Genomic DNA, 16,048 nt, shown 5'->3' on the forward strand with positions numbered 1-16,048 from the left:
CGCAGGATGACAATCTATGTATATGTTTCTTATATATAAATTACCTGTCATCCTGCGCGAAGGCGCAGGACCTCAGGACGAGAAAGCATTGCGGCCGATATAGGTCTCCCAACAAACCGCACCGTCATCTGGCACACGGCCAACGCGCGCCCGATGCCACCGCCATCGCCATCTATCCCGCTGTCCGGTTCTCGTCGGAAGAGCTAAGCGGCGGCTGACGCCCTATATCTCCCCCTCGCCTCTTTCTGCCCGAGGTCCTGCGCCTCCGCGCAGAATGACAATCTATGTATATGTGTCTTATATATAAATTACCTGTCATCCTGCGCGAAGGCGCAGGACCTCGGGACGAGAAGGCGCGGCGGCCGATATCGGTCTCCCAACAAGCCGCACCATCAAGCGAACCACAGCCCTCAATCCTCACCCCTCCCCATCTCCTCGCGGTCGCGCCGATAGCTCCGCTTCACCGGGAACGGCGGCAGCCAGCCCTCGCGGCGGATGGTCCAGAGCTCGTAGGTCGGCCGGAACCGGTCGGTTTCGTCGAGCGCGCCGAGGCTCACCTCGATCTCGTCGCCGCTCACCCCAAACACCGACGAGCCGCAGCGTGGGCAGAAATGCCGGCCGTTGTAGTCGGCCGTGTCGCCGTCGATCGCCACCGCCTCCGCCGGAAAGATCGCCCAGGCGTGGAACAGCGATCCGCTGTGCTTGCGGCAGTCGAGGCAGTGGCAAAGCCCCACCCGATAGGGCCGCCCGGTCACTCGAAGCCGCACCTTGCCGCAGAGGCACCCGCCCTTGAGCTCATCCATCTTCGCCTCCCCGAAATCGGCCGATGATCGGCGAACCGCACCGCCCTGGCAACCGTCCGCCCCAGCGCACCCTTGACAAGACGCCCACCCTATCCTCTAGTGCGCTAGATACTAGGACGCTGGATAATGACTCCCGAACGGCAGACCATCGCCAGGCAACTGTCCTTCGCGCTCTACGGGGCGGCGAACCGGCTGGCGCGCCTGCACAAGCCGATCCTCGAGCCGCTCGGCCTCACCTTCCCGCAATACCTGGCGATCCTCGCCCTCCTCGATGACGCGCCGCTTTCCGTCGGCGCGCTCGGCGCCCGGCTCGACATGGACACCGGCACCATCACGCCGCTGGTCAAGCGGCTGGAGGGCGCCGGCTTCGTGACGCGCCGCCGCGATCCGGCCGACGAGCGCCGCGTGCTGGTCGACCTGACGCCCCATGGCCGGTCGCTCGAAGCCGACATCCGCGGCGTCACCAACCGCATCAAGACCGCCTGCCAGCTCACCGACCACGGCGTCGACGACCTGCGCCGCACGCTGGAAGCGCTCGCCCGCCCGGCGGTCGAACAACCCGGAGACATCCCATGAAAATCGGCATCCTCGGCACCGGCAACATCGGCAGGACGCTGGCGCGCAAGCTCGGCGCCGCCGGGCACGACGTGAAGGCCGCCAATTCGCGCGGCCCCGAGACCATCGACGCCGGCGTGCTGGCCTTCGGCGCCCGCGCCGTCACGGCGGCGAAAGCGGTGGCCGACGTCGACGTCGTCATCCTGTCGATGCCGCTCGTGCGCCTTGCCGACGTCGCGCCGCTCATCTCGAACCTGCCCACCGAGACGACGGTCATCGACACCTCCAACTATTATCCCGGCCGCGACGGCACGGTCGACGCCATCGAGGCCGGCGAGGTCGAGAGCGTCTGGGTGTCCAGGCTGCTGGGCCACCCGATCGCCAAGGCCTGGAATTGCATCGGCGCCTCCTCCTTCGAGAGGAAAGGCCAGCCCGCCGGCAGCCCCGGGCGCATCGCCCTGCCCGTCGCCGCCGATCGCGACGACGACCGCAAGACCACGATGGCGCTGGTCGAGGCCACCGGCTTCACCGCCTTCGACGCCGGCCCGCTCTCCGACTCCTGGCGGCAGCAGCCCGGCGCGCCCTGCTACTGCACCGACCTCGACCGCGACGAACTGCCCGCCGCCCTCGCGGCAGCGGAGCGGGCGCGCCTGCCCAAGCGCCGCGATCTGACCACGGCGGTGATGACCGAACGGTTCGGCAACCACGTCGCCAACGCCGATTCCGACTACCGCGTCCGCCTGGCGCGGACGCTCTATATGTGAGGGGCGCGGGCGGGTTCGTCCTATATGCCGCCCTCGCCCCTTCCTGCCCGAGGTCCTGCGCCTTCGCGCAGGATGACAAAATTATGAAGAAGAAACATATGGATAGCTTGTCATCCTACGCGAAGGCGTAGGACCTCGGGACGAGAAAGCGCGGCGGCCGATATCGGCCTCCCTTCCTCCATGCGCTCTGGCCGATCGCCGCCAAAGCGGACATACTGGCCCTCCCACACCCAGCCAACGGAAACCAAATGACGATCAACGTTGCCTTGTGCGCCTGGGGCATGTCCGGCCGGGAATTTCACCTGCCGCTGATCGGCGCCGAGCCGCGCCTCAGCCTGCATACCCTGCTGCGCCGGTCGGGGCCGGACGGCAGCGAACCGGCCGGGGTGCGATGCGTCCCCGACTTCCAGGCGATCCTCGACGATCCCGACATCGAGCTCGTCGTCGTCAACACCCCGAATACGCTGCACTTCCCCATGGCGAACGCCGCCCTCGCCGCCGGCAAGCACGTCGTCCTCGAAAAGCCGATGACCGTCACGCTCGACGACGCCCGCGCCCTGATGGCGCAATCCCGCGCGACCGGCCGCCTGCTCGCCGTCTTCCACAACCGCCGGCTCGACGCCGACTACCTGACGCTCAAGCGCCACCTCGAAAGCGGCGACCTCGGCGAGCTCATCGAACTGGAATGGCACTACGACCGCTACCGCCCGCACGTCACCCACAAGCGCTGGAAGGAGGACGACCTGCCCGGCGCCGGCACCTGGTTCGACCTCGGCATCCACCTGGTCGACGGCATGCTCAACCTGTTCGGCCCGCCGCTCGCCGTCGCCGCCGACATGGATTCGCTGCGCCGGCCCGGTGCCGCCACCGACTTCTTCGACGTCCGCTTCCGCTACCCCGGCCACCGCGTGCTGCTGCGCTCGAGCACCTTCGTCCGCGAGCCGGGGCCGGCGATCATCGCCCACGGCAGGAAGGGCTCGCTGATCATCCCGCATGAAAGCGCCCATCCCGAGGGAGACACTCCATCGGCGCTGCTCCACACCGAACGCGACGGCAAGCCGGTGCGCCAGCAGGTGCCGCTGGCAGCCGCCCGCCATCACGCGTTCTACGCCAACGTCGTCGACGCCATCGCCGGCCGCGACAAGCTCGCCTTCACCCCCGAAAGCGCCTGCGCCGCCCTCGCCCTCGTCCACCGCGCCATCGAGGCGGCGGCCCAGCCTGGCGTGGGGTGCGACTGAGGCGCGCGATATCCGCCCCTCGCCTCTTTCTGCCCGAGGTCCTGCGCCTGCGCGCAGGATGACATCTTATAAATAGGTTATGTAGCTGTTTCCTATATATAATTCTGTCATCCTGCGCGCAGGCGCAGGACCTCGGGCAAGAGAGGGCGAGCGGCCCATATAGGCCTCCCCAATCCTCCACCACCCCGACGCAGGCAACCGCCCATCGATAGCTCGGCGGGCGGTTTGTCTCGTAAAGCAGTGACTTACTTCTTCGCCGGCGCCGAGGCCGCCGCGGCCGGAGCCGGAATGTTCACCGCCGCTACCGGAGCCTTCGCCGATGCCCTGGCCGCCGTCGCGGGCGGCGGCACCGCTGCCGCCGCGCAGTTCTTGAGGACCATCGCCTTGCGCACGGCCTCCTGCTCGCCCTTCAGCCGGGCGATTTCCGGCGCGATGTTGTCGCCGCTCAGGCTGGACACCGGCAGGCCGATCAGGATCACGCCCACCACGTCGTTGGTCCGCGCCTTTTCCTGCTGCTGGGCCGCCGTCGCATAGGCGGAGGAGAGGCGGAGCGTTTCCTCCGAAAGCTGCGGGCAGCTCCAGGCCTGATAGCCGACCTCGCTGATGTAGGACGGCGCGATGCTCTCCGGGCTTTTGGCGCAACCGCCCAGCGCGGCGGCCATGGCCACCACGATAACAACCGATATTTTACGCAAGATACCCCCCAAACTGGATAGGACATCAACCTAGGGCCAAAGCACTAGGCCGTACATTTGTAGTTGCACCGATTAACTTCGACAAAGGCCGACCCGTCGCAACACGTCCCCGCATGCGCGGAGGGGCGAGGCCGACGACATTGGCGGCGGCTGCCGGTTTGCGGTTGGGCGAACTATCATAAAATGATATAAACAACGGCAAAGGAGATCGCTCATGCCGTCCAGCTACACACTTGGCGACCGCTTCGAAGGCTTCGTCAGGCAACTGGTCGCCAGCGGCCGCTATGCCTCGGCCAGCGAGGTATTGCGCGACGGCCTGCGCCTCCTCGAACAGCAGGAGAACCTCAGGCAGGCCAAGCTGGACGCCCTGAAGCGCGACATCGCCGAAGGCCTCGACAGCGGCCCGTCGGAGCCTCTCGACATGGAGGCGATCATCGAGGAAGCGCGCCAACTCAGAAGGGCGGCAAAGAAGCCTTCGCATCATGGGGCTTGAGGTTTCCCGCCGGCCAAGGGCGCGGCTGGATCTGATCGAGATCTGGACCTACGTCGCCGACGACAACGAGGCGGCGGCCGACCGTCTCTTGCGGCGGATCGATAGCGTGCTCGACATGCTGGCCGACACCCCGCTCGCAGGCCGGGCGCGGCCGGAACTGCATCCCGAGATCCGCAGCTTCCCGGTCGGCAACTACGTCGTCTTTTACGTCGTGCAGCCCGCTGCCATGGACGTCGTCAGGGTCTTGAGCCGTTACCGCGACATCACCGGGGAGGACCTGGACGAAGGCTCCTGAAAGGAAAAAGGCCGAGCGACGGCCCCGCCTATCTTGCCGATGTCGCCCTATACCGGCCCCTTGCTCCGTTCTGCCCGAGGTCCTGCGCCTTCGCGCAGGATGACAACCTATAAATAGGCTATATAGCTGTTTCCTCTATATAACCCTGTCATCCTGCGCGAAGGCGCAGGACCTCGGGACGGGAAAGCGCCGCGGCGAATATAGGGCTCCGCTCCCCTCACGCGTACCAGAACGCCAGCCCCACCACGTCGGCGGCGGTCAGCGCGCCGGTGTCGGCGTCGGCGGCGCCGGTGGTCAGCGCGTAGGCGATGCCGGTCGAGAAATACTGGCCGATCGGCAGCAGGTCGAGGTCGAATTCCTTGGACGGCGCCAGGGCCAGCGTCACCACCGGCGCGTCGGTGCCCACCGTCGGCGCCGAGGCCTTGTTGTAGAGCTTGAGATAGCGCGCCGAGGTCGCCGCGTTGTAGCCGCGCGCCTTGTAGAGCCGGCCGGCCGAGGTCTTCACCGTGGCGGCGTTGGTGCTCGCCGCGGCGCTGACGAGGCGCGCGACCGACGCCAGGCCGGCCGAGGTGGCGCGCGGCGACACGGCGACATCGCCGATCAGCTTGTTGCTCGACGACGAGACGGCGTTGAAATCGATCGCCCCGCCGGCGACGGCCGGCGCCACGTCCTGCATCATGGCGACGGGAATGGCGCGGACGTTCACCGGCCCCGATGTCAGCGCCGTCGAGCGGACGCGGACGGCCAGCGCGCCGGGGGCGTAGACCTCGTAGGCGTTGGCGGCCGACTGGTTCGACAGGCTCGTCACCGGCGCGCCGCCGGCCGCCGGCAGGGCGGAGATGGCCACCCAGGTGGTGAGATTCGGCTCGTAGGAAGCCTCGAAGGCGAGGCCGACGCCGGCAAACGTGCCCCACCAGGCGAACACGGCGCCGTTATAGGCGGCCAGCGCCAGCGTCACCGCGTCGCCCGAGGCGGCGATGGCGCCGCTCACCGCGCCCGACTGCGCCATATCCTCGAACGGCAGCGCCCCGCGCGCGCCCATGTAGGTTTCGGCGATGGACTGTGCCATGTGTAGCTCCTGAACTCGGCTGCGAAAACCAATGGCGACAAGCTAAACGCGGCCGGTTTTCGCCGTCGCGGCGCGTCATCTGGCTCGAAAGGCCGGATAAGAACGAGAGGGGGGCGGTGTACAGGTAGAGCGCATTTCCTTGCGCCTGGTTGGGAAAGGACGCCCTATACCGCCTCCTCGCTTCATCCTGCCCGAGGTCCCCGCCTGCGCGGGGATGACAGATTGATGGAAGCCGGCGCGAACCGCTACGGCCCTGTTTCTTATATATAATTCAACTGTCATCCCCGCGCAGGCGGGGACCTCGGGCAGGTAGGGCGGGTGGTTGATATAGGGCTCGGTAACCCAACGGTTGCGCATCTCCCGCATTTCCGGGAGGATCGCGGCATGAATCCGGGATGGCTCTACATCGTCACCAACAAGCCGCAGGGCGTGCTCTACACGGGCGTCACGTCCGATCTGGAAGGGCGCATCTGGGAGCATCGCAACCATGTTTATCGCGGCTTCACCGATAGCTACAACTGCACGCGTTTGGTTTGGTACGAAGATTATGGCGACATCACCGACGCCATCCAGCGCGAAAAACAGCTGAAGCACTGGAAGCGTGCGTGGAAGATCCGGCTGATCGAAGAGATGAACCCGGAATGGAAGGATCTCTTCGAAACCATCATGTCGTGATGTGGGGCTAAAAGTGCCCTATGGAAGCGTTGCGCTTCATCCTGCCCGAGGTCCCCGCCTTCGCGGGGATGACAGTTTGATGGAAGCCTACGCGAGCCGCTATGGCATTGTTCCATATATATAATTCACCTGTCATCCCCGCGAAGGCGGGGACCTCGGGCAGGATGAAGCGGGCGGCTCATATAAGGCTCGGGCGGGCCGAAGCCCGCCCGGTCATTCGGTGATGTCGCCCGGCAGCCAGTCGGGTGGCGGGCCGCCGAGGGCTTCGAGGAGGCCGTTGCCTTCGGGCGGCTCCGGCGCGCTCGGCGTCTTCGGCTTGCGGCTGCGCTTGCGGGCGACGGGCTCGCCGCTCTCGTCCGGCCCGGCCGGAGAAGCGGTTGCCCCCTCCTCCGGCTCCACCCAGGACGGCCTCGCGCCGTCCTGCATCAGCGCGTCGGGGAGGTCGAACACCTCCCCGGCGTCGCGGATCTTGCCGCCGAAGTAGCCCTTGCGGACGGCGGTGACGCGCATCAGATGGCCACCCCGTTCGACTGCACGCCGGCGACGATGCCGGCGGTGATCTTGCCGGTGGTCGGCGCCGTGCCGGTCACCGTGTACTTGAGGCGGCCGTACTGCAGCGTGATGCCGCGCGGCAGGTCGTCGCGGGCGATCTGCATGCCGGCCTTGAGCTGGGCCAGCGTCGCGGTGGCCAGCGGGATCGTCTTGTCGGGCGTGAAGGTGGTGGTGCTGTCGAGCTCCAGGTCGATCTGCAGCGAGGTCAGATTGTTGAAGTCTTCCACCACCTGCACCAGCAGCGCCACGTCGTCGCCCTTGCCGGCGTCGAAGTTCTTGGTGGCCGGCGAGATCGGGCCGAAGTCGATGACGTTGGTGGAGGCGGCCGTCGCGGTGATCGCCTGGGCGTCCGAGAACAGCGCCTGCGTGTCGAGGATCATATCGAGTTCCTTCGGAAAGCGGGGGGAGGGAGCGCCCACCGGGGCGGGCGCTTCGGGATCAGCCGGCGTAGGCGGGCAGCGCCGCTTCCGTGTTGAGGAGAGCGTCGGTTTCCCGGATCGGGATGCCGCGATAGGTCAGCACCTCCTTGCCCTCGATGCTGTCGCGCCGGAGGCCGGGCGCCGTGTAGTTGGCGGTGCCGGCGTTGGTGATCAGCGACCGGTCGGACGACTGGGCGTCCAGCACCTCCAGCACGTCGCGGTTCATGTAGATGGCGATGCGGCTCGACGTGGCGTTGAGCCGGCGCGACTGCAGGCGATAGTAGGCCTCGCGCAACAGCTTCCAGATGTCCACCGAGCCCGCCAGCATGTCGGAAACGTCGATGTTGGCGATGCGGGCATTGTAGCGCCAGTCCTTGACGAACATGCCGACGTGCCAGGAGAACAGCGTCGACTTGACGTAGAACTTGTTGCCGGCGGCGTCGAGCGTCACCTCCTCGCCCTTGTCGGCCACCTGAACGCCGGTGGGGATGCCCTCGGGCGTCAGCAGCGACGTCGCGTGGTCGCCCCAGGTGACGAACCAGATCGAGGTGTTGTCGGCGCCGCGGCCGCCGCCATCCACCACCTGGCCGGCGGCGATGTTCGGCTTGGTGGCGTTGGGGCCGTCGTAATAGGCGTTGTAGCGGGCGGCGAGGCCCTTGAACTTCTCCGGCGTCGTCGCGACGTCGTGGTAGAAGATGCCGGTCGCCATCTCCTGGTTCATCGCCTCCAGGAACGGCGCGCTGTCGACCAGCCGCTGCTTGGCGGCGTCTTTCGCCAGCGCCAAGAGGCGCACGTCGATCTCCGAGCGCGCTTCAAGGAAGCCGGTGGTGTCGTCCACCTGCTGCACGGTGGCCTTGGACTGCGGCACGCCCTTGTAGAGGCGGCCCCAGGCGACGGACGGCAGGCCGGTGCGGATCATGTGGCGATGGATGGCCTGCTGGTTGCAGACGGTGACCATCGCGTCGTCGAGCACCGGATTCTGCTGCGACAGGATTTCGAGAACCGTTCCCTCGGCGCTCTGCTTCTGCGCGTCGATCAGGTTCGGGTAGTAGGTGCCAACGGTGGCCATGTGTCATTTACCCCTTGGGCTTGTCGCTCGGAAACAGCAGGTGGGCGGCCTCGAGGGGGCGTGCCCCTGCCCCGCCGCTCTCCGGCCGGTCTTCGGCGATCGCGTTGCCGACGCGCGCCATGAACCGGATAACTTCGGGATGGTTTCCGCCGCCACTTTCGGTGAGAAAGGCGCGCAGCCCCGGCGTGCCGAAGCGGGCGAGCGCCCCCTGCGCGGTGGCGACCGAGGCGTCCCAGCGGGCGCCGCCGATCTCGGCGTCCTTCCTGGCGCTGTTGACCCAGCCGGTCTGGATGTCGGCCCATTCCTTGGCACCCGTGCCGGCTTCCGCCTGGCGGTGGGCGGCGAGCGCCCCGGCCAGCGCCTGCGCCTGGCCGCGCGTCAGGCCGATGTCCTTCAGGACGGGCGACATCGCCTCGGCCAGCTTGCTGTCCAGCGCCATGCCCTCGGGCAGGCCGAAGTCGTAGCGGCCGTCTTCCGGCACCTCGTCGGCGGGATCGGGCGCTTCCGCCTCGGACGGCGCGTCGCTTTCCGGCACCGGCCCCGCGTCCTCGACCGGGCCGGCGTCGCTCGGAAACATCAGGCTTTCCGGCGCGGCCCCTTCGGAGCCCGCACCATCGCCCATCCCATCGCCTTCCGGTGCGAACACCGGAGCCCACCTCATCCATCGCTCAAGCATATTGGTCGTCCCCATCTTCCATCGTGCGGGCCCCGGCCTCGCGGGCCGCCCGCGTCAGTTCCTTTTCCTCGCCGCGCTCCAGCAGCAGGTGCGGGTAGAGCCGCGCATCGACGAGGTCGAGCTTCTGCAAAATCTCCAGGCCGATCGACTGCCGTCCCAGGCGATAGCGCTCCGCGGCCTCGCTGCCGGCATCGAAGGCGTTGGCGTAGAGCCCGGCGCGTCCCAGCAGCCAGAACACCACCCGCTTGCCCTCGGCCGTCTCCATCGTGAGGCGGAAGGCATCGATGAGATCGGCCTCCTCCTGCGCCGCGCGCGCCCGCGCCTCGGCATCGCGCGCCTCGCGCGCTTCGAATTCATCGAGCATCAGCCACCTATCGTTTTGATTTAACGTATGTTCTTCATGCACGCCCGCGTCCACACCACTCGGAAACGCTCTATATTGGCCGCTCGTCCCATTCTGCCCGAGGTCCCCGCCTTCGCGGGGATGACAGGAGATTTATATTTAGGAACAATCGGATAGGCGGGTGCCCGCCACTATCAAGCTGTCATCCTGCGCGAGAGGCGCAGGACCTCAGGACGGGGAAACGCAACGCTCCTATCAGGTGCCCTTCAGGCCCGATCCGAAACGACACACCGCCCACCGATCTCCCACCAAGCCGGACATTTTCACTGAACCTCCACACTACGCACCGCCGCAAAAGCTGAGCTTCCGATCCCATGCAAGCGCTCGATATCAACCTTGCGTCCCGTTCTGCGATGACAGCTTGATAGCGGCGGGCCGCTCACCTATCCGACAGCTTGATGGTGACGGAGTGCCACCTACCCGTTTGTTCCTAAATATAAATCTCCTGTCATCCCCGCGAAGGCGGGGACCTCAGGAAGGTAGAGCAATCCGGCCGATATCAGTCTCCCCACTACGAACGGCCGATCCCCAGTTGGGCCATCAGCGCCTGCGCGGCGGCCGGATCGACGCCCGCGTCCTTGCCGGCCTTCACCGCGTCGGCCCCGGCGGAAATCGCCGGCGCCACCGTCCTGGCCATCTCAGCCATCTTCGCCTGCTGTTCGGCCTGCGCCCGTGCCTCGCGCGCCGCCTGCACCTTGTCGTCGGGCACCACGATGGCGGCCGGCGCGCCGATCATGTCGGCGTAGACGTCGATCGACTGGTCGGCGTCGAGCTTGTCGAGGATGTCGGGCTTCATCGCCGCCCACTGGCCGGCGAACGACACCAGCCGCTCGACGGCGCCGGTCGCCACCGCCTTCTGCGCCTGGGCCAGCGTCGAGATATACTCCACCGACAGCCGCTCGTTCTGGATCTCGCGTGGCGGCGGCGGGAACAGGTTGCGCTTCAAACCGATCTCGAACGCCCGGTCGACGCAGGGCTCCAGCTGGTTGTTGTAGATGTTCTCCAAGACCGGCCCCAGCGCCAGGAGCTTCTCCTCCTTGCGCTCGGCGATCTCCATCTGGTTGCGCGGCTGGATGCCCTCCATGTTGGAAAGCATCAGGAACAGGTCGGCATAGAAGCCGGCGTTGATCCGCTCGCGCGTCTCGCGGATGTCCTGCGTCAGCGGCGCGATCTGGGGCGTCGCCTCCATCACCGGGCGCAATCCCTTGCCGGTCGGATCGTCGACGAAGGTGATGGCGCCGGGCAGCAGCGACATCGGGTTGCCGGAGAGCGACGTCGGCCCCTGCAACGGCGGCCGCGCCAATTTGGCGATCACCTCCAGCTTGTCGCGCACCATCGCCTGCAGCGACTTGACGTCGCCGATGGTATCCATGCCCGGCGACTGGGCGTAATTGTCGTCGCCGCAGCAGAGCCACGGCGGGCAGACGATCGGGTTGCTGTCGAAGCCGCTTTCTTCCAGCAGGCCGTCGCCGCTGTTGCCGTTGGCCTCCCAGTAGTTGGAGAGGAACGGCTTGTTGCGCCTGTCGATCTTGCCGCTGTCGCGATTGCGGCGCGGCTCGATGGCGTGCCAGATGTCGAAGGTCTGGTCGTAGCGGCCGGCGTCGTAGGCCGAGCGGATCGACGACGAGATCGTGTCGAGGCCGAACCGCCGGACGATCTTCTCCACCGACCAGCGCAGCATGCGGTAGAGCGTCGTCGCCCGCCCCTCGCCGTCCCGGGCGATCCAGAAGCGGCCGTGCAGCAACTGGATCATGTGCAGCGGATCGTCGCCGCCCTCGATCAGGATGCCGCAGGACTGGCCGAACAGGCCGATGTCGCCATAGCCCTCGTGGAAGGCGGTGTAGATGTTCGAGCGCTGGAACATCCGCCGCTCGATGCTCTCCACCTCGTCCACCCACAGCTTCACCGGCCCCCATTCGCGCAGTTCCGGATCGGCGGTGGCGAAGCGGAACCACGGCCGGGCCGGCGAGGTCAGGCCCGAGTGCATGCCGGAGGCCAGCGTCCGCCAGGCGAAGGTGCCGGAGGGGTCGAGGATGCGCTTCCTCGAAATCGCCCGCTCGTCGGCCGCCTCGAGCCGCAGCCGGTGCGGCGCGATGAAATCGGCAAGGCCGCTCCAGGTGGATTCCCACGGCTGGCGGACCCGCTTCAGCTCCTCGGCCCGGCGGCGGTGATACTGGACCTGCGTTTCGTTATTGCGTTTTTCCGGCATGGCGGAACGCTTCCCCTGAGAATATTCAATGGCCGTTTGGGGGCCGTTTGGGAAATTCGCTCCGGTGAGTCAGCTGGCGTGGCTTTCGAGAACCGGAGCGGAGCGGACGTTCAGGTCCGTGAGCACCGGAAGCGCAGAAAGTCGCGTCGGATGGCCACCGGAGTAGAATTTACACCCCCAGCAAAACGGATTTCTGGGTCGAGGCATCCTGCAGGACGCCGTTGGCGCCGGTCAGGATGGTGGAGGCGCCGGCCCTGAGCTTGTCGGTCGCCCGCCGCGCCGCCGAGGTCTGGATGGCGCCGTTATCCGGCTCCTGCGATTGCGCCGAAGTCTTGTATTGCTCCACCTTGGGAGTGGACGAGGAAAGGCACATGGTCAAAGCCCCGCATGTGGATCGTACCGTTCGTCCATAAGGCGTTTGAGGTTTCCGGCCTGTCCCGGCCCGCGTTTGACCACCGGCTCGGCGAAGGTCAGGGCCAGCGCGTCGGCCCGGTTGGGCGAGGGAATGCCGCGCGCCTTCATGTCGGCCTTGCTTTCGAGCTGGATCTTGCCGTCGAGCCGCGGCACGGTTTCCGGGCCGATCAGGTCGGCCGATAGCGTCCGGTCGTCGGGATCGAGGGCGCCGCCGTCCTTCAGCCAGCGCTTCACCGTGCCCCACATCTCCGCCCGCTTGTTGAGATAGCCGGGGTCGACCGGCTTGCCGGCGAACCAGACCAGCCGCCAGTTGCGGCCCATGGTGCGGCCGGCGCTGACGATGCCGGTGCCGTAGCCGGCGTCGACGAACACCGCGTCCGCCCCTTCGTCGTCCTCCAGCCGGGCGATCAGGCCCGCCACCTCGACGTCGTTGTCGTTGCGCGGCAGGCTCAGGAGGCTTTTGACCATCAGCCCCTGGCGCAGCACGATCTCCACCGCATCGGCGCCGGTCCAGGCCGGGTCGACGCCGATGATCCTGGGCGCGAAGCCATATTGCTCGGGCCGGAGATGGCGCGCCCGCGCCGCCTCGACGTCGGCCTCGGCGATGAACTGCATCGGCGACTGGCTGGGGAACTCGCCGCGCACCCGGTAGCGCGCCACGTCACTGTCCTCGCCGCCGGCATCGTCGACGATCGATTGCAGGTAGACCCGGTTGGTGCCCTCGACGGAGCGGCTGTCGATGTGCCGCGTCTGCCAGCGGTGGCGGAACTTGCGGAAGCATTCGCGGAAGCGGCCGCCGTTGCGCGTCGGGTTGCCGAAGGCCACCCAGATGATCACCGTCTCCTCGTCGGTCAGCGCGCCCTCGGCCACCTCCCACACCTTGTCGGCGATCGCCGAGGCCTCGTCGAACAGCAAGAGGATGATGCGGCCCTGGTTGTGCAGGCCGGCGAAGGCCTCGGTGTTGTGCTCCGACCAGGTGACGAAATCGAGCCGCCAGCTATCGCCGCGTTTGGGGTCGCGGCAGCGGATCGACTGCGCCTGCATGTCGAACCAGTGCGCCGTCACGGCGCGGCGAAACCACAGCCCGACCTCCGGCGCCGTCTTGGTCTGCATCTGCGGCCGCGTGTTGGCGGTGATGACGATGCGGCAATCCGCCCAGCAGGACATCGCCCAGTTGGAGAGCATGCCCATCTCCGCCGACTTGCCGATGCCATGGCCGGAAGCGACGGCGATCCTGAGCGGCGTGAAGCGCCTGGCCGGATCGGCCAGATGGTCGCGGATCTGCCGATTGATGTCCCGCTGCCACTGGCGCGGGCCAGGGTGAGCGGCGAGATCCCCCTCGCCCCAGTCCCAGGCCGCCAGCGACCAGCGATCCGGATCGAACCGGCACGCGGCGGCCAGCCGTATGATCTCCTCGTTGGGGTCGGGCCGGGCGGTCATGCGAAGGCCCTCCGACGCCATATAACTTTGTTTCGTATAGATAAATTGTCATCCTGCGCGCAGACGCAGGACCTCACTATCAAGCTGTCATCCTTCGCGAAGGCGCAGGACCTCGGGCCGGAAGGGACACCCGGCCGATATCGCGCTCCCTCACCATCCCCCACGGCAAAGAGCCGCCCTATATCTGCCCCTCGCCCCATCCTGCCCGAGGTCCTGCGCCTTCGCGCAGGATGACAGCTAAATATAGAGGGGAAACAGCCACATAGCGCCGCGAACACTCTCATGAACGCAAGCATTGGAGCGCGCGAAAACTGGCCCATATCGGTGCCGAGGAATGCAAAGAGCCGCCCGATACTCCCCCCTCGCTCCACTGTCCCGAGGTCCCCGCCTGCGCGGGGATGACAGCTTGATGAAAAGGCGCGCTCACCTAACCGCTTGTCACCCCTATATATTTTACTGTCATCCCCGCGCAGGCGGGGACCTCGGGCAGAACGGAGCGGGCGGCCCATATAGGATTCCCGGAACCAAGGCAGCCCGATACTCCCCCCTCGCTCCACCGTCCCGAGGTCCCCGTCTGCGCGGGGATGACAGCTTGAGGGAGAGAAGAAACGGCCACATAGCCGCTCGCTCACCCCACCATCCGCGCGCTCTGGAGAAAGCGTAAGGCGCCCCTGCTCCTCGCGCCTCAGATGCCCGCGCGATAGGAAGGGGCGATCATCCATCCGTTTGTTTTCGCTACATATAATTCTGTCATCCCCGCGAAGGCGGGGACCTCGGGCAGAAAGGGGCACCCGGCCCATATAGGACTCCCCGAACCAAGGCAGCCCGATACTCCCCCCTCGCTCCACCTTCCCGAGGTACCCGCCTGCGCGGGGATGACAGCTTGATGGAATGGGGCGACCACCTAACCGCTTGTCATCCCTATATATAATCCTGTCATCCTCCGCGAAGGCGGGGGACCTCGGGCAGAAAGGGGCGATCGGCCGATATAGGTCTCCCATAAATCCCATCCCCTTCATTCCCCATCCTCCGCCAACCGCTTCGCCGCCCGGGCCAGCCTCTCGCCCAATCCCTCCAGCCCCTTCACCCGCACGGTCTCCTCGAACGCCTTCACCCCGATGTGCTTGCCGATCAGCTCCAGCCGCTTCAGCCGATCGCTGAGCCGCACCTTCTTGACGAACCCCACCTGCTCGCGCGCATTGCCGCGCCCCTCGAACCGCTCCTCGATCTCCACGCCCTGCACGAGGCCGCACCGCCAAACCTCCGGCCACTCGGCGATCGGCTTCAACTGACCCTCGCCGTCGTAGAGGTCGGCGATGTCGGCGCTCGCCTCGTCGACCAGCCGCCGGAGCAGCCAGCCGGCATCCACCGCCTCACGCTCGTCACCCTCGTTCACCCTGCGCGGCACGGATCACCCCTCCCCCGTCTCGCCGGCCACCCTAGCCGCCTCCGGTTTGCCGCCATGCTCGCCCAGCACCAGCCGGAAGCCGCGCTGATAGCCGGCCGCCTCGATCCGGACGCCCGATCCCTCGATGCGCTTCCTGAGCAGACAGAGCTGCGTCTTGAAATACTTGCGCGCCGTCTCGTATTCCGGCCCGCCGTCGAAATCGTCGGCATACATCTCGCCGATGATCGCCTCGCCGGTCACCGGCTTGCCCTTGCCCTGCCAGACGCGGGCGAGGATCGCCTCCTGCTGCGGCGGCAGCTCGTAGGCGCGGGCGATCAGGTTGGGCGACAGAACCGGCGCCGGCGCGCCGCAGCACGGACAGGCGACGCCCGTCTCCGCCGCCGGCACGGCCACCGGTACCGCCACCGCCTCCGCCGGCTGGAACCCCGCGAGCCGCGCCCCCAGGCGGATGTTCTCGATGCGGTCGTCCAGCGTGTCGCCGTTCCTGGGCAGCAGCACCCGGTCGGTGCCGCCGAAGTGCCAGTTCCACACGAGATAGCGGCGCATGTAGCGGGTGACGCTGGCCCGGCTGCCGCCCTGGATGGTCCAGATCGGCCCGGCATCGAGCCGCTTGCGATAGAGCTCGCCGCCCGCCTCCGGCCGCCGCCGCCCCACGAGGTCGCGCCAGTAGAGCCGGCCGTCGGGCCGATAGTCGAACAGCGCCCGCGCCGCCTCCCGGCTCATCTGCGCCGCCGAAAACCAGGTGTTGGGCATGCCCTCGGCCGCATCATCGGCAGGCGCGGCCGCCTTGCCGGGCGCTTTCCCGGCCGCCTTGCGAGACGCCTCGGCGACGCCCGGCCCGGACACCCGCCCGCCGCCGCTTCTCTCGAAC

19 protein-coding genes are annotated in these 16,048 nt (G+C 67.2%); 6 read left to right on the forward strand and 13 right to left on the reverse strand.

What is annotated here, in order from left to right; all coding sequences use genetic code 11:
• Positions 1-410: 410 nt before the first annotated feature.
• Positions 411-803, reverse strand: a complete 393-nt coding sequence (locus CJ014_RS26605) for a GFA family protein (protein ID WP_100083520.1) — start codon at positions 801-803, stop codon at positions 411-413.
• A 126-nt stretch (positions 804-929) separates the two neighbouring features.
• On the opposite strand from CJ014_RS26605, the gene CJ014_RS26610 reads away from it, so the two are divergent.
• The 3 genes from CJ014_RS26610 (at position 930) to CJ014_RS26620 (ending at position 3,360) form a co-directional block, all read left to right on the forward strand.
• The gene (locus CJ014_RS26610; protein WP_100083521.1) at positions 930-1,379 is read left to right on the forward strand and encodes a MarR family winged helix-turn-helix transcriptional regulator; all 450 of its coding nucleotides are present in this window, start codon (positions 930-932) and stop codon (positions 1,377-1,379) included.
• Positions 1,376-2,122, forward strand: a complete 747-nt coding sequence (locus CJ014_RS26615) for an NADPH-dependent F420 reductase (protein WP_100083522.1) — start codon at positions 1,376-1,378, stop codon at positions 2,120-2,122. The genes CJ014_RS26610 and CJ014_RS26615 overlap by 4 nt, the downstream gene beginning before the upstream one ends.
• A 248-nt stretch (positions 2,123-2,370) precedes the next feature.
• Entirely contained in the window at positions 2,371-3,360 is a 990-nt protein-coding gene (locus tag CJ014_RS26620; RefSeq protein WP_100083523.1) for a Gfo/Idh/MocA family protein, read from the forward strand.
• A 245-nt stretch (positions 3,361-3,605) separates the two neighbouring features.
• On the opposite strand, the gene CJ014_RS28265 is transcribed toward CJ014_RS26620, so the two are convergent.
• Entirely contained in the window at positions 3,606-4,055 is a 450-nt protein-coding gene (locus CJ014_RS28265; RefSeq protein WP_245427728.1) for a hypothetical protein, read from the reverse strand.
• Between the two features lie 214 nt (positions 4,056-4,269).
• Between CJ014_RS28265 and CJ014_RS26630 the strand changes: the two genes are divergently transcribed.
• Both CJ014_RS26630 and CJ014_RS26635 read left to right on the forward strand, forming a co-directional pair.
• Positions 4,270-4,548: a type II toxin-antitoxin system ParD family antitoxin gene (locus CJ014_RS26630; protein ID WP_100083524.1), complete on the forward strand. Its 279-nt coding sequence runs from the start codon at positions 4,270-4,272 to the stop codon at positions 4,546-4,548.
• Positions 4,538-4,843 carry a type II toxin-antitoxin system RelE/ParE family toxin gene (locus CJ014_RS26635; RefSeq protein WP_100083525.1) on the forward strand — a complete coding sequence of 102 codons (306 nt, stop codon included), beginning with the start codon at positions 4,538-4,540 and terminating at the stop codon, positions 4,841-4,843. Before CJ014_RS26630 ends, CJ014_RS26635 begins: the two co-directional genes overlap by 11 nt.
• A gap of 217 nt (positions 4,844-5,060) precedes the next feature.
• Here CJ014_RS26635 and CJ014_RS26640 read toward each other — a convergent pair whose 3' ends face one another.
• Positions 5,061-5,912, reverse strand: a complete 852-nt coding sequence (locus CJ014_RS26640) for a hypothetical protein (RefSeq protein ID WP_100083526.1) — start codon at positions 5,910-5,912, stop codon at positions 5,061-5,063.
• A gap of 384 nt (positions 5,913-6,296) precedes the next feature.
• On the opposite strand from CJ014_RS26640, the gene CJ014_RS26645 reads away from it, so the two are divergent.
• Positions 6,297-6,587: a GIY-YIG nuclease family protein gene (locus CJ014_RS26645; protein WP_100083527.1), complete on the forward strand. Its 291-nt coding sequence runs from the start codon at positions 6,297-6,299 to the stop codon at positions 6,585-6,587.
• Positions 6,588-6,800: 213 nt separating this feature from the next.
• Here CJ014_RS26645 and CJ014_RS26650 read toward each other — a convergent pair whose 3' ends face one another.
• The 10 genes from CJ014_RS26650 to CJ014_RS27995 all read right to left on the reverse strand — a co-directional run.
• Positions 6,801-7,097, reverse strand: a complete 297-nt coding sequence (locus tag CJ014_RS26650) for a hypothetical protein (protein WP_100083528.1) — start codon at positions 7,095-7,097, stop codon at positions 6,801-6,803.
• The gene (locus tag CJ014_RS26655; protein ID WP_100083529.1) at positions 7,097-7,519 is read right to left on the reverse strand and encodes a Bbp16 family capsid cement protein; all 423 of its coding nucleotides are present in this window, start codon (positions 7,517-7,519) and stop codon (positions 7,097-7,099) included. The genes CJ014_RS26650 and CJ014_RS26655 overlap by 1 nt, the downstream gene beginning before the upstream one ends.
• Before the next feature lie 58 nt (positions 7,520-7,577).
• Complete coding sequence (locus CJ014_RS26660; protein WP_100083530.1) at positions 7,578-8,627, reverse strand: major capsid protein; 1,050 nt, start codon at positions 8,625-8,627, stop codon at positions 7,578-7,580.
• Between the two features lie 7 nt (positions 8,628-8,634).
• Positions 8,635-9,204 carry a hypothetical protein gene (locus tag CJ014_RS26665; RefSeq protein ID WP_133121954.1) on the reverse strand — a complete coding sequence of 190 codons (570 nt, stop codon included), beginning with the start codon at positions 9,202-9,204 and terminating at the stop codon, positions 8,635-8,637.
• 91 nt (positions 9,205-9,295) lie between these two features.
• Positions 9,296-9,667 (reverse strand): Bbp19 family protein, encoded by a 372-nt coding sequence (locus CJ014_RS26670; RefSeq protein WP_100083532.1) that lies wholly within the window; start codon positions 9,665-9,667, stop codon positions 9,296-9,298.
• Between the two features lie 550 nt (positions 9,668-10,217).
• Positions 10,218-11,915 carry a portal protein gene (locus tag CJ014_RS26675; RefSeq protein WP_100083533.1) on the reverse strand — a complete coding sequence of 566 codons (1,698 nt, stop codon included), beginning with the start codon at positions 11,913-11,915 and terminating at the stop codon, positions 10,218-10,220.
• 169 nt (positions 11,916-12,084) lie between these two features.
• The gene (locus tag CJ014_RS26680; protein WP_100083534.1) at positions 12,085-12,288 is read right to left on the reverse strand and encodes a hypothetical protein; all 204 of its coding nucleotides are present in this window, start codon (positions 12,286-12,288) and stop codon (positions 12,085-12,087) included.
• 2 nt (positions 12,289-12,290) lie between these two features.
• Positions 12,291-13,769, reverse strand: coding sequence for a terminase (locus tag CJ014_RS26685; protein WP_100083537.1), 1,479 nt, complete (start codon positions 13,767-13,769; stop codon positions 12,291-12,293).
• 1,015 nt (positions 13,770-14,784) lie between these two features.
• A complete protein-coding gene (locus CJ014_RS26690) occupies positions 14,785-15,177 on the reverse strand; it encodes a terminase small subunit (protein WP_100083535.1) in 393 nt (130 codons plus the stop codon).
• Positions 15,178-15,180: 3 nt separating this feature from the next.
• The coding region (locus tag CJ014_RS27995; RefSeq protein ID WP_165791009.1) for a hypothetical protein at positions 15,181-16,048 on the reverse strand (868 nt) is incomplete at its 5' end.

The organism is Pleomorphomonas carboxyditropha (assembly GCF_002770725.1).
Classification (GTDB): Bacteria; Pseudomonadota; Alphaproteobacteria; order Rhizobiales; family Pleomorphomonadaceae; genus Pleomorphomonas; species Pleomorphomonas carboxyditropha.